Annotated in this window: 11 protein-coding genes; 2 read left to right on the top strand and 9 right to left on the bottom strand. The window is 67.7% G+C overall.

Going from position 1 to position 13,332, the window contains the following annotated elements; genetic code table 11:
- Nucleotides 1-28: 28 nt before the first annotated feature.
- Together BM162_RS04650 and BM162_RS04645 are read left to right on the top strand one after the other, a co-directional pair.
- Nucleotides 29-460: a tripartite tricarboxylate transporter TctB family protein gene (locus tag BM162_RS04650; protein WP_093418392.1), complete on the top strand. Its 432-nt coding sequence runs from the start codon at nucleotides 29-31 to the stop codon at nucleotides 458-460.
- Between the two features lie 9 nt (nucleotides 461-469).
- Entirely contained in the window at nucleotides 470-2,011 is a 1,542-nt protein-coding gene (locus BM162_RS04645; RefSeq protein WP_093418389.1) for a tripartite tricarboxylate transporter permease, read from the top strand.
- A gap of 186 nt (nucleotides 2,012-2,197) precedes the next feature.
- Here the strand turns inward: BM162_RS04645 and BM162_RS04640 are convergent, their stop codons facing one another.
- From BM162_RS04640 to BM162_RS04600, 9 genes are all read right to left on the bottom strand, one after another.
- A complete protein-coding gene (locus BM162_RS04640; RefSeq protein WP_093418387.1) occupies nucleotides 2,198-3,244 on the bottom strand; it encodes an ABC transporter ATP-binding protein in 1,047 nt (348 codons plus the stop codon).
- Nucleotides 3,245-3,248: 4 nt separating this feature from the next.
- Nucleotides 3,249-4,487: an MGH1-like glycoside hydrolase domain-containing protein gene (locus tag BM162_RS04635; protein ID WP_093418384.1), complete on the bottom strand. Its 1,239-nt coding sequence runs from the start codon at nucleotides 4,485-4,487 to the stop codon at nucleotides 3,249-3,251.
- 61 nt (nucleotides 4,488-4,548) lie between these two features.
- The gene (locus BM162_RS04630) at nucleotides 4,549-5,751 is read right to left on the bottom strand and encodes a carbohydrate ABC transporter permease (protein WP_093418381.1); all 1,203 of its coding nucleotides are present in this window, start codon (nucleotides 5,749-5,751) and stop codon (nucleotides 4,549-4,551) included.
- Nucleotides 5,748-6,980 (bottom strand): carbohydrate ABC transporter permease, encoded by a 1,233-nt coding sequence (locus tag BM162_RS04625; RefSeq protein WP_093418379.1) that lies wholly within the window; start codon nucleotides 6,978-6,980, stop codon nucleotides 5,748-5,750. Before BM162_RS04625 ends, BM162_RS04630 begins: the two co-directional genes overlap by 4 nt.
- A gap of 53 nt (nucleotides 6,981-7,033) precedes the next feature.
- Nucleotides 7,034-8,386 carry an ABC transporter substrate-binding protein gene (locus tag BM162_RS04620; RefSeq protein WP_093418376.1) on the bottom strand — a complete coding sequence of 451 codons (1,353 nt, stop codon included), beginning with the start codon at nucleotides 8,384-8,386 and terminating at the stop codon, nucleotides 7,034-7,036.
- Between the two features lie 13 nt (nucleotides 8,387-8,399).
- Nucleotides 8,400-9,470, bottom strand: coding sequence for a LacI family DNA-binding transcriptional regulator (locus BM162_RS04615; protein WP_093418374.1), 1,071 nt, complete (start codon nucleotides 9,468-9,470; stop codon nucleotides 8,400-8,402).
- A gap of 260 nt (nucleotides 9,471-9,730) precedes the next feature.
- Entirely contained in the window at nucleotides 9,731-11,155 is a 1,425-nt protein-coding gene (locus BM162_RS04610) for a mannose-1-phosphate guanylyltransferase/mannose-6-phosphate isomerase (protein WP_093418371.1), read from the bottom strand.
- Nucleotides 11,156-11,508: 353 nt separating this feature from the next.
- Nucleotides 11,509-12,144 carry an SGNH/GDSL hydrolase family protein gene (locus tag BM162_RS04605; protein ID WP_093418369.1) on the bottom strand — a complete coding sequence of 212 codons (636 nt, stop codon included), beginning with the start codon at nucleotides 12,142-12,144 and terminating at the stop codon, nucleotides 11,509-11,511.
- 118 nt (nucleotides 12,145-12,262) lie between these two features.
- On the bottom strand, nucleotides 12,263-13,306 hold the full coding sequence (locus BM162_RS04600; RefSeq protein WP_093418366.1) for an aldo/keto reductase: 1,044 nt from the start codon (nucleotides 13,304-13,306) through the stop codon (nucleotides 12,263-12,265).
- Nucleotides 13,307-13,332: the final 26 nt, after the last annotated feature.

The following is a 13,332-nucleotide window of genomic DNA, read 5'->3' as shown; positions in this document are numbered from 1 at the left end:
CCTTCGCATACATCCGAGAGGAGTTCGCATGAGCGACCGGATCTTCGGCGGGATCGGGCTGATCCTCGCCGTCTTCTACGCCTGGCAGGCGTCGGTCATCCAGGAGAGCTTTCTGACCGATGCGGTGGGGCCGAAGATGTTTCCCTACATCATCGCCGCCGTCATGGGATTATCGTCGATCTACTTCCTGCTGAAGCCGGACCCCGAGCCGCACTGGCCCCGCGCGGGACGGCTCGCCGAGATCGGCTTCGCCGTGCTGGTTCTGTTCGCCTATGCACAGGTATTGCCGGAACTCGGCTTCGTCATCTCGACCGCCCTCGCCGCCACGTACCTGACCTGGCGGCTCGGGTCGCGGCCGCTGGAGAGCGTGGTGATCGGCATAGGCACGTCGGTCGGCATCTACGTCGTCTTCCGGCTTCTGCTGGGCCTGAGCTTGGCCCGTGGCCCCTTCGGTTTCTGAGGAGACACAATGGAACTGATGTCGAACCTCGCCGACGGTTTCGCCGTCGCACTGACCTGGCAGAACCTCGCGCTGGCGCTGATGGGCTGCTTTCTGGGCACGATCATGGGCGCGCTGCCCGGTCTCGGCCCCTCGAACGGCGTGGCCATCCTGATCCCGCTGGCCTTCACCCTCGGGCTGGGCGCGACGCCGTCGCTCATCCTGCTGACCTCGGTCTATTACGGCGCGATGTATGGCGGACGGATCAGCTCGATCCTGCTGAACATCCCCGGGGACGAACCGGCGATGATGACCTGCCTCGACGGCTATCCGATGGCACAGCAGGGACGCGCCGGAGAGGCGCTGGCGCTGTCGGGCATCGCGTCGTTCGTCGGCGCGTTCTTCGCCACCTGGGGGCTCGTGCTGCTGGCGCCGCAGCTCGTCAAGGTCGCGCTCCTGTTTGGGCCGGCGGAATACTTCGCGCTGTTCGCCCTGGCCTTCGCAACGCTCGGCGGCATCTCGTCCACAAACCAGGCGAAATCGGCCTTCGCCGCGGCCCTGGGGCTGGGCCTCGCCATGATCGGCGTCGACACCCAGACGGGCGTGCCCCGCTTCACCTTCGGCGAGGTGCACCTTTACGACGGCATCGACTTCCTCGTCGCCATCGTGGGCCTTTTCGCGCTGTCCGAGGTGTTCATCTTCCTCGAGCATCGGGGCACGGACCAGGACATTTCGACCAAGCCGAAGATGGTGATCGGGCGGATCGTCCCGACGTGGAGCCTGATACGGTCATGCATCCCGACCATGGGCCGCACGACGGTGCTGGGCTTCGTCGCCGGCGTCCTTCCCGGGGCGGGCGCGTCGCTGGGCTCGTTCATCTCGTACTCGATGGAAAAGCGGCTGGTCGACCGCAAGGGCACGTTCGGAAAAGGCGACCCGCGCGGGGTGGCCGCGCCCGAGACGGGCAACAACGCTGCCGCCGGTGGCGCGCTGGTCCCGATGCTGGCGCTCGGCGTGCCCGGCTCGGGAACCACGGCGGTTCTTCTCGCCGTGCTGCTGGCGCTCAACATCACGCCGGGGCCGCTTCTGTTCACGCAGAATCCGGACGTTGTATGGGGCCTTATCGCGGCGCTCTTCATCGGAAACGTCATGCTGCTGGCGATGAACATCCCGATGGTCGGGCTGTTCACCCGCGTCCTGCTGGTGCCGCCGCGCATCCTGATGCCCATCGTCGCCATGATCTCCTTCGTCGGGATCTACGGCATCTCGGGCTCGAGCTTCGACCTGATGGTGATGGTCGGCTTCGGCGTCATGGGCTGGGTGCTGCGCAAGCTCGATGTTCCCCTGGTGCCCGTGATCCTCGGCACGCTTCTCGGCAACGAGATGGAGGTGAACTTCCGCCGCGCGGTGAATATCGCGAACGGGGACTACTCGGTGCTGATCTCCTCGCCACTGACGATCCTTCTCTGGACCATCGCGGTGATCGGCTTCGTCCTGCCGATCCTCGTCGGCGGACTGATCCGCCGCCGGATGCGCATGGCGCGGGACGCGGAAGGCGGCGTGCGCGACTGACGTCGCCCGCAATGGCGGGAGGTCCGGTGGTTCAGCCACGACCGGACCTCCCGCCGACTGTGCAGGACTAGCCAAACAGCGGCCGCGGGCCCACCACCAAGCAGAATCGCGGTGTTCCGGGCCGGCCGCGCCCATGCCACTGGACGGCAACGGATTCAGCCACGAAGGCACGTTGATTGTCGGCCTTCAGCGCAGGGCGTGGCCCTCGGCGTCGAACAGGTGAACGGGGCCGGTGGCACGAATGCCGATGCGGTCGCCCACGGCCACGCCGGGCTCTCCGGCGACGCGGATCGTGATGCGCCCGACCTCGCCGGCATCGACGATCAGGTACGTGTCAGCGCCCAGATACTCCAGCACCTCGACCGTCGCATCGGCCAGGCCCTCGCCGGGCGCAGCGGGCGCCAGGTGCTCGGGCCTCACGCCCAGCCGCACCGGCGCGTCCGTGACCGGCACCTCGACCGGGCGCCCACCCGACACGACGACGCGGCCGCCCGAGACCCCGCAGGGCAGGATGTTCATCGCCGGCGAGCCGATGAACTCGGCCACGAAAAGGTTCGCGGGCCGCTCGTACAGCTCGCGCGGCGTGCCCGCCTGCGCGATGGTGCCGTACTCCAGAACGACGATGCGGTCGGCCAGCGTCATCGCCTCCACCTGGTCGTGCGTGACATAGATCATCGTGCGCCCCAGCGCGCGGTGCAGCTTGGCGATCTCGTAGCGCATCTCGACCCGCAGCGCCGCGTCGAGGTTCGACAGCGGCTCGTCAAAGAGGAACGCTGTGGGATCGCGCACGATCGACCGCCCTATGGCGACGCGCTGGCGTTGCCCGCCCGACAGCGCCTTGGGCCGCCGGTCGAGAAAGTCCTCGAGCTTGAGGACCCGTGCGGCCTCGCCCACCTTCTCGTCGATCTCGGACTTGGGCGCACCGGCGGTTTTGAGCGAGAAACCCATATTGTCGCGCACGCTCATGTGCGGGTAGAGCGCGTAACTCTGGAACACCATCGACAGGCCGCGCTTCGAGGGCGGGTCGCTGGTCACGTCGCGACCGTCGATCACCAGGTTGCCGCGGCTGATCTCTTCCAGACCGCCGATCATCCGCAGAAGCGTGGACTTGCCGCAGCCCGACGGGCCGACGAAGACGACGAATTCGCCGTCGCGGATGCCCAGGTCGATCCCCTTGATCACCTGCAGATCACCGAACCATTTCTCGATCCGGTTCAGTTCGATGGCGCCCATCGGCTCAGTCCTTTCCGTTCGCCCAGGCCAGCCAGATGGCGGCCGTCCAGGTGAAGTTGTCGCCTCCGCACGCCGTGCCATCGAGCGGGTCGAAGTACTCGAAGAAGCCGCCCTGGCGGATCAGCTCGGCCGTCTCGCGGCGCAGCCTGCGTTCTTCCTCGACACGGCCGGCGCTTTGCAGGCCGATGGCGATCAGCGCGTTCACCACGGGCCAGGTCGGCCCGCGCCAGTAGCGTCGGGGGTCGAAACTATCGGCGGCGGGATCGTTCGACGGGATGCCGTACCGCACGCTGTCCCAGATCCGCGCAAGCCGCGCCTCCATCGCCGCGTTTTCGACCCCCGCCAGCAGCCCCAGCGCCGCGCCGGACGAAATGGCCGAGGCGAACGAGCCGGTCGCGACGTCGCGCGCGACGTAGGCCTGAAGCGCGTCCGACCACAGCCAGGGCAGCGCGGCTTCAAGGTCGTCGGCCCATCGCAGGGGTGAGCTGTCGTCCTCGCCCAGGACGCGGGCGATGGCAGCAAGATCGCGGTTGGCCCGGATCAGGATGAAGGTGATCGCCGGGTCGCCCATCAGGAACGGCCCGTCGCGCAGGATCGTCTCTTGGTCCCAGCCGCAGGCGCGACCGAACTGCACGATCGCGATATAGCGGTCGTAGTCCTCTTTCCCTGGCCGCATCGAGGCGTCAACGTGGCCGGTGTCGCGGCGCGTGTATTCGCCGACGTCGCTGGTATCGACCCGTGCCATGCCGAGGTCCCAGTCGGGGCAGTTGTCCCGCCCCGATTCCCATGGATGCGTGACGCAGGCAACGCCATTCGGACACCGCCAGTCTCGCCACCAGCGATGCCACGCCAACAGCTTGGGGTAGAGTGCGCGCAGCCGCTCGGTATCTCCGGTCGCCTCGTGCATCCGTCGCGCGAGGATGGCTGCGACCGGCGGCTGCGAGATGCCCGAGGACGGCGGCGTCGCCCCGGTGGCCCAGACATCGGCTCCAGGGAAGTAGCCGGCGTCTTCCTTGTGGAAGATGATGTGCGGGACCATGCCGGTGACCCACTGGGCCGCAAACAGGGTGTCGAGCTCGTCCCAGCCCCGGCCGGGATCGAAGGTCGAGAAGCCCCAGGCCGCGAAGGCCGAGTCCCAGTTCCATTGAAAGGGATAGAGGCCGCCGGTCGGGATGGTGTAGCCGCCGCGGTCGTTGGCGCGCAGGATGGCGCGGGCGGTTTCGTCCAGGTCGCGATCTGTCATGACTTTCCTTCCGCGAAATCCGGGCGCTCTTGCCGAGGGCGAATTTGCGCCGCGTTCTTCGTCATCCCTTCACCGATCCCGCCGTAAGGCCGCGCGTCATGAACCGCTCGAGCCCAAGAAAGATCGCCATGATCGGGACGGTCGCGATGACCGAGCCGGCCATCAGGTGCTGGCGCGGGATCTCGGACGAGTTCAGTGAGGCGATCCCTCGCGTGAGCGTGAACTTCGACGGGTCGTCGAGCAGCATGAACGCCAGCAGGAACTCGTTCCAGGCGATCATGAAGACGTAGAGCGACACGCTTGCCAGTGCGGGCAGCGACAGGGGCAGTGTGATCTTCCAGATGACTTGTAGCCGCGAAAGCCCGTCCATCAGGCCGGCCTCCTCGACCTCGGCGGGCAGGCCCCGGAAATAGCCCTGCAGCATGTAGAGGGCGACGGGGATGGTCGTGACCGGATAGATCAGCACGATCCCGAGGATCGAGTTGCGCAGGCCCACCATCGAGTAACCGATGTAGATGGGCAGAGCGAGGACGATCATCGGCACCATGTAGATTAGCAGGATCGAGCGCGAGAACACTGCCGCACCACGGAACCGAAGCCGGGCGACCGCATAGGCCCCGGGGATCGAGAATGCCAGCGTCAGCGCGACCGTCAGGATCGAGACGAAGAAGCTGGTCCAGAGGTAGGAGCCGAAGTTGAACGTCGTCATCAGCTCGACATAGCTGTCGAACAGGCCCCATCCCCGCGACAGGTCCAGCGAAAAATCCAGAGGATTCTGAACCAGTTGCTGCTGGTTCTTCAGGCTCGTCATCACCATCACGTAGAACGGGATGGCCACGATCGCGGTAAAGAACACGTAGCCGAAGCCGGTCAGGAAACAGATCACCGCCGCCTCGAACTCGTGCCGGGTCAGCGGCCCGGCCCGCGCACCCACGAGTATCTTCACCAACCCCGCACCCGTCGCCGCCGCCAGCGCAACGTGCGCCATCACCGCGGCGAGCGGACCGGTCTCGGCCGTCTGCACCGGCCCTGCGCCCAGCAGACCGAGGGCCGCCAGCACCCCCGCCGCACCCATCGCGATTGCTCGGCCGTGGATCGAGGCTCCGCCGGCCAGCGCGCCAAGGCCCAGCGACAGCAGAAGCGACGGGCGGAATGCGTCGCCGGTGACGAAGGACATCGCCACCGCAACCATCACCGCCATCGTGAAGGTCCAGAGCGCCCCCAGCACAGCGCCGGTGACGTATCCGTTGCGCAGCAGTGTCATAGCCCCTCCTCCCGGCTGAGCACCTTGAAGAAGATTACCGAGAACAGCAGCAGGCAGGCGAAGATCACCACCGCCACAGCGGCCCCCGCGCCGATGTTCGAGACCGCGAAGGCCTGCTCATAGACGTTGACGGTCAGCGTGCGGGTGCCCGCGTTGCCGCCGGTCAGCAGGAAGATGTCGTCGAACTTGTTGAAGGTCCAGATGAAGCGCAGCAGGAACAGGACAGACAGGATCCCGAGAAGCTGCGGCAGCGACAGGTACCAGAACTTCTGGAACGGAGACGCGCCGTCCATGTCGGCCGCCTCGTACATGTCCTCGGGGATCGACTGCATTCGCGCCAGGATGAACAGGAACGACAGCGGGAAGTAGCGCCAGATCTCGAACACCGTCACCATGATCAGGGCGAGCGGCCGGTCTCCGAAGAAGTTGATTGCGCTCTCGGTCACGCCCATCCGCAGCAACAGCGCGTTGGCCGACCCCGAGAACGGGTCGAACAGGATGACCCAGGTGAACGCCACAGCAATAACGGGCGCGACGTAGGGAAACAGGTAGAGACCGCGCAGCACACCCTGCCCGCGGAACGAGGTATCGAGAAGCAAGGCCGCGAACAGCCCGACGACGAGTGCGCCGATGGTGCCGAAGACGGCGTAGAACAGCGTGACGCCCAGCACGCCCCAGAACTCGCCACCGTCGAAGATGCGGATGAAGTTCTCGAACGTGAACACGAAGTTGGTCAGCACGTTCGGCGCATCCCCGGTCAGGCGCGGCGGGCTCGCCTCGGCAAGATCGCCCAGCGGGTCGGTCGCAGTTTCGGCGGTGACGAATATCTCGATCTCGTGCCGTCCGCCCGGCTCAAGGTCGCCGAGGTCGCAGAACACGGCCGTCCCCTCGACCTCGCAGCGCGCATCTGGCTCGCGCACCGTAAGTCCCTTGGGTAGCGAATCCGATAGCGTCACCCCGCTGATCGCCACGTCGCGCGACGAATTCCTGAGCCGGTACTGCACGCGAAGGTCCTCGCCCTCCCCGCGCAGGTTCTCGCGCACAACCGGGGCGGGCGGGCGCAGGTCGGCCAGCCCGATGGGCTTGACCGAGATCCAGAAGATCGCGAGCAACGGCACAACCACCACCGCCGAGACGATGGCGATCGTGGGCAGAAGCAAACCCCACGCCAGCCGCGCCTCACGGCGCGCCAGCGGTCCGGCGCCCTTTGGCGGAATGGCTTCGGTCATCGCGCTCTCTCCCTTGATGGGCCGCGCGGGCCGAAGCGCGCGCGGCACCAGCCTCACTCGATCGAAGCCAGTTCGTCGTTCATCCGCGCCACGGCTTCGGATGCCTCGATCTCGCCGTCGATGAACTGGCGGACCACCCGATTGATGACCTGGCTGTTGATGATCTTGGACGCCAGCGCGAGCTGGCCGTCCTCGATGCCCCAACGCTGCGCGGTATCGAGGCCCGCGACGATCTCGTCGATCATCTCCGGGTCGTAAAGCTCGGACAGCGGCGCCTTGCGGTCCACGCCTACGGGAAGCTCGGACCACGCCTCGATGAACTGCTCGGGGTTTTCCGACGTCCCGCGGCGCACGGGAAACTTGCCCTCGGGCGCGATCGCGAGCGTCTGGGTGTAGCCGTCGCCCATCGAGTACTCGACGAACTGCTGCGCCTCGTCGATGTCGGCGTCCACTGTGATCCCGAAGTAGCGCACGTCGGCCCAGGCCGCGCCGTCGGGATTGGACGGTCCCGAGAAGCTGGTCACGATCCCGGTCTTCGACGCAAGCTCGGTCGAGGTGGGATCATCGTTGATGGTCGGCGGCGCGCTGTCGCGCAGGCCGGCGAGCTCGTCCAGGATGAAGGGCGACCAGATGATCATCGCGGCGTCGCCCCCGAAATAGAGCGTGCGCGACTGGTCCCAGTAAAGCTCGCCCGGCGGCGATGCCTCGGCCAGCGTCTTGTAGAACTCCAGAACCTCCGTCGTCCGGGCCTCGTCAAAGCCGGTGAAGCCGTCCGGCCCGACCGGGCTGGCGCCGTTGGCCAGGAACACGTGCTCGAGCACCTGGCTCATGAAGTTCTCGTCCACCTTGGTGGCGGCCACGAAGCCGAACATCTCGGGCGGGTTGTGCAGCGCCTCGATGGCGGCCTCGACCGCGGCATAGGTTGTCGGCGGCTCCAGCCCGTTCTCCTCGAACAGGTCCTTGCGGTAGAGGATCATCTGGGTCCAGCCGTCCACCGGAACGGCCGCCCAGCCGTCCTCGGTCGCGGCGAAATCCAGCGCACCGGGGGCGAAGGTGTCCGGGCCCAGCGCCTCGATCACCTCGGTGGCCGCGTCGACGTCCAGAATGCCCGCCTCGACCCAGGGCAGCGCGTATTGCAGCGTGTGATAGATGACGTCGGGCAGGTCGCCGGCGGCGAAAGCGGCCGTCGCGCGGGTGCCGAGCTCGGACTCGGTCACCGGGATCACCTCGACGGCGATGCCGGTCTCCTCCTCGAAGGCGGCGGCCAAGTCCTGCTGACGTTCCAGCCGCTCCGGCTGCTCCTCGGTCGTCCAGAAGCGGATGTCGGCCGCGGCGGGCCCTGCGGCGAGCGCCGTCAGCACCGTGCAGGTCAGCGCCCGCGTGACGATGGAAGATGTCGGTTTCATGTAGTCCTCCCGTTCAGGTCCTCTTTGATTGCGGAGCGGGGCCATCGGTCCCGCCGGGCCGCAGGGTCGCCTCTGCGGTCTCCCGCAGGGATTCGGGATCGGTGCCGTCGATCAGCGCGATCAGGATGTCGGCCAGGCGCGCGCCGGCGGCCGTCTGGTCCACAGCGTAGGTGGTCAGCGGCGGATCGGCTGCCCTGCCCTCGGGCGCGCCGTCGTAACCGATGACCGACACGTCCCGCCCCGGCTTCAGCCCCTGCATTCGCAGCGCCCTCACCGCACCGACGGCCAGCGTGTCGGTCGCGCAGACAAGCGCCGTCGGCGCCGGCTTGCCGGCCAGCAGCCGTGTGGCCGCGGCAAGCCCGTCTTCCGATGTCGCGTTGCCTTCATCGAACAGCACGTCGTCCGTCGGTAGCCCCGCCTTCAGCAGGGCCGCGTGCAGCCCTTCGCGGCGCTTCCTGGCATAGGTGAACTCGGGAGCGGCGCCGATGAACCCGATCCGGCGGTGGCCGAAGCCCTGCAAGCGCCGCACCGCGTCCTGCATCGCGGCGCCGCCACGAATATCGTACCATGCGCAGCCTTCGGCCTCGGCATCGGCGGTCCGGCCGAACAGCACGAACGGGCACCCCGCCGCACGCAGAAGGGCCACCCGCGGGTCGTGCCAACGCGTCCGAGGCAGGATGAAGCCGTCGGCCTTGCGCTCGGCGATCAGCCGCTCGTAGGTCTCAAGCCCCTCCTCCTCGCTTTCCGCGGTCGCCACCGTCAGCGTCCAGTTACGGGCCGAGGCGGCACGGGTGATCCCCCGCAGGAACTCGGCCAGGAACGGCCGCTGCGCGTCGTGCTGCTCCATCTGCAGGACCAGCCCCAAGGCGCGTGCCCGGCCGGTGCGGATGGCCTGGGCATGCGCGAGCGGTGCATAGCCCAGTTCGACCGCCGCCTGCGCCACGCGGGCACGCGTCGCGGGGCTGATGTCCGCATAGTTGTTCAGCGCCCTTGAGACGGTGCCCTTCGACATCCCCACGGCCTCCGCGACGTCGCGGATCGTGGGCCGCCCACCGGTGCGCTTTGTAGGACCATTGGTCGACATGGCGCCAATTCTGCCGCACCGAAACCGGTTTCGTCAACCGGAGAGAAGGCATCCCACGCCGCGGCTGGCCGCCCCCGCGCGACCGCCCGCACGATGCGGGTGTGGAGGGACGGAAGTCGCCGCCGACGACCAGCAGGCCGCCATGTTCGGTGCTGTGCAGGAAGGCGCGGGTGTAGCGGGCGCAGAGCTCGTCGGTCAGGTGCTCGATGAGGGCGCGCAGGCCGCTGGTGCCGACCTTCGGGGGGCTCCTTCAGGGGGCGTCAGCCGCGGGCGTAGACGTCTTCGTAGCGGATGATGTCGTCCTCGCCGAGATAGGCGCCGGTCTGCACCTCGATCAGCACCATCGGCACCTTACCGGGATTCTCCATCCGGTGCACCGCGCCGAGGGGGACGTAGATCGACTCGTTCTCGCTCACGAGCTTCACCTGGTCGTCCACCGTGACCTTGGCGGTGCCCGAGACGACGATCCAGTGCTCGGCCCGGTGGTGATGCGATTGCAGCGACAGCGACGCGCCCGGGTGCACCAGGATGCGCTTGACCTGGAAGCGGTCGCCCATAACCAGGCACTCGAACCAGCCCCAAGGGCGGTGGTCCTTCGGAAAACTCGTCGCCTGCTTGGCCTTCTTCGCCTTCAGCGCCTCGACCGCCTGCTTGACGTCCTGCGCGCGCGAGGCGTCGGCCACAAGCACCGCATCCGACATGGCCACGGCGATGGTGTTCTTCAGCCCCAGCCCCACGATCTCCAGCGTCTCGTCCTCGGATCGCAGCAGCGTATCGTCGCAGTCGATGGCGGTGGCGTGGCCGGCGGTGGCGACGCCGCGGTCGTCCCGGTCGCCCTCGCGCCAGACGGCGTCCCAGCCGCCGAGGTCCGACCAGCCGCCGTCGAAGGGCACGACCGCGAGGTTGTCGGCCCGCTCCATCACCGCGTAGTCGATCGAGATATCCTCGGCGCCCGCCCAGGCCTCGGGATCGAGGCGCAGGAAGCCGAGGTCGGGCCGCGCCTGGTTCACCGCCGCCTCGACCGGGGCGACGAGGTCCGGCGCGTGCGCGCGGAAGGCCTGCAGGATGGCGGAGACCTTGAAGAGGAAGATGCCGGCGTTCCACAGATGCTGTCCGGAAGTCAGCATCTCCTCGGCGCGGGCGGTGTCGGGTTTCTCGACGAACCGCTCGAGCGCCAGCGGGCGCGGCGTGAAGTCGGCCGGCACCTCGGCCAGTTCCAGGTAGCCATATCCGGTCTCGGCCCGGGTCGGGCGGATGCCGAAGGTGACGAGCTTGCCCGCCTCGGCCGCGCCGCGCCCCGCCTCCACGGCCGCCCGGAACGCCTCGGCGTCCGGCACCACGTGGTCCGACGGCGCCACCAGCATCAGCCCGTCAGGGTCGCTTTTCTCCAGCCACAGCGCAGCGGCCAGCACGGCGGGCGCGGTATTGCGCCCCTCGGGCTCGATCAGCACGCCGGCGGGGTCAATGCCGGCCCCTGCGAGCTGCTCGGTCACGATGAAACGGAAATCGGCGTTCGTCAGCACCGTGGGCGGCGCGAAGCCGCTCCCCGACAAGCGCCTAGCGGAGGCTTGGAACAGCGTCTCCTCTCCGACGAGGGGGACGAACTGCTTCGGGTAACTCTTGCGCGACAGCGGCCACAGGCGCGTGCCCGAGCCGCCGCAGAGAAGGATGGGGAAAATGTTCATGAATCTGTTCTTCAAACGAAAATGCCAAGAATGCGTTTCGTCCGGATGCGAAATCTGCACCCGTCGAACATCATCATTGCATGATTCCCGCTTTGCGGAGGTAAAAAAATGCAGCTCGCAGCAGGCGGTGCGACCTGAGGCCGGGCGTCACGGGGCCGCGCAGATCCAAGCCGCCCCTCGTCAACCACGTGCTAGGCGGCGTCTACGAGACGGCGGAAATCCTATCGCTCACATTCACCTCCAGCGGCCGCAGGCTGTGTCACGTTGTGCGTCGGAGACCCGATGAAGTCCCCTCACGGCCATCGGCACCGGGCGCAGGCAAGCCTTTTTTCCTTCATTTGCATGAGCGGTCTTCACGTGGCGCCGAACGTCGAGCGGACGACCTGCGCAAGCGCGCGGCCAAGGCGGACGTGAGCCTCGGGGGCGAAATGTACCCCATCGAGCGGATCGACCTTGACCTTTACATTGGCGTCGAAGAAGGCGAAGCCGTCGTTGTCGGCGATGCGCTCGACCATGGCCGGCAGCCCCTGCCCCCGCGCCTCGCATCCTTCGTAGATGGCGGCCAGCGCCCCTTGGGCGCGGGGCAGCGGCGGGCAGACGAGCATCACGGCCTTCGCGTGTCCCGAAGCGCGGATGGTGCGACCGATCCGGCCCAGCGCCAGCGCGACGTCCTGCGCCGGCACCCCGAACCGCATCTTGAGGTCGTTCGTCCCCAACATGACCAGCACGAGGTCGAGCGGCGCGTGGCTCTCCAACAGCGCCGGGAGCACGGTCAGGCCGTTGCGGTGCGGGCCGTCGATGGGGTCGTCGTGGACCGTAGTGCGGCCGGGCTGACCCTCTTCGAGCACCTCCCATTCCGGCCCGAGGTCCGCGGCCATGACGACGGGCCATCGCGTGGCGGCGTCCATGCGCTGCCAGGGGGCGCCCAGCACGTCCAGCGGCGGCGTACCGTGGGTGTTGCTGTCTCCGAAGCACATGACGCGGGGCATCTTTTCCTCCCTGATCGCTCCACGGGAGGGAACGCCAAATGGCGGGCCGGCGCAAGATGATCCCCGGCTCGTGCGAGGCAGGCCGGGGATCTTGGGTAACGTAGAAGAAGCCCCGGGCTTAGTACGGCATCGGGTGGGCCTTGTGGGTGGCCTCGATGTCGTCGAGCACCTCCTGGTCCAGCGTCAGGTCGGCCGCGCCCAGCGCCGTCTCGAGTTGCTCCATCGAGGTCGCGCCGAAGATTGGGATCGTCGGGAACGGCCGCGTCCGGGTCCAGGCGAGCGCCATCTGCACCGGGTTGAGCCCGTGCTTGGCCGCGACGGCGTGGTAGGCGTCGATCGCGGGGAAGACGCGCTCGGACTTGCGGCCACCCAGGTCGGGCGTCAGCGACATGCGGCTGCCCTCGGGCACCTGACCGTTCTGGTACTTGCCCGACAAAAGCCCCGCGGCGAGCGGCGAATAAGCCAGGAGCGTGACGTCCTCGTGCACCGCAAGCTCGGCGAAGTCGCTGTCGTACTGCCGGCAGAGCAGCGAGTATTCGTTCTGCATCGTGGCGACGCGGGGGCCGTCCGCGGCCTCGGCGGCGCGCAGCCACTGCATGGTGCCCCAGGCGGTGTCGTTAGACAGGCCGAAGGTGCGGATCTTGCCCTGCTGCACGAGGTCCTTCAGCACCTCGGTCACGCCCGCCATGGTGTCGAGGATCTCGGCCGTGTCCTGGCCCGAGGGATCGTAGCCCCAGATCTGGCGGAAGTGATACGAGCCGCGGTTGGGCCAGTGGAACTGGTAGAGGTCGATCACGTCGGTCTTCAGCCGCTTCAGAGAAGCCTCGACCGCCTCGGTCACCGTTTCGGGGTCAATGCCGCGCCCGTCGCGGACGAAGCCGCCGTTCTTGCCCGAGATCTTGGTGGCGAGGACGACGTCGTTGCGGCGGCCCGTCTTCTCGATCCAGTTGCCGATGATGGTCTCGGTGTCGCCCACCGTCTCGGCCTTGACCGGGTTGGTGGGGTACATCTCGGCCGTGTCGATGAAGTCCACCCCCGCGTCGAGCGCGTGGTCGATCTGCGCGTGGCCCTCGGCCTCCGTATTCTGGCTTCCCCAGGTCATGCTGCCCAGGCAGAATTCCGAGACCTCGATCCCGGTGCGTCCCAGCGTCATCCGTTTCATGTTCGTCCCTCCGGTTGCGGCTGCCG

The sequence above is a fragment of the Tranquillimonas alkanivorans genome, assembly GCF_900115595.1.
GTDB classification, from domain to species: Bacteria; Pseudomonadota; Alphaproteobacteria; order Rhodobacterales; family Rhodobacteraceae; genus Tranquillimonas; species Tranquillimonas alkanivorans.
The sequence above is the reverse complement of the archived record's forward strand: the minus strand, read 5'-3'. Positions and strand labels throughout refer to the sequence as shown.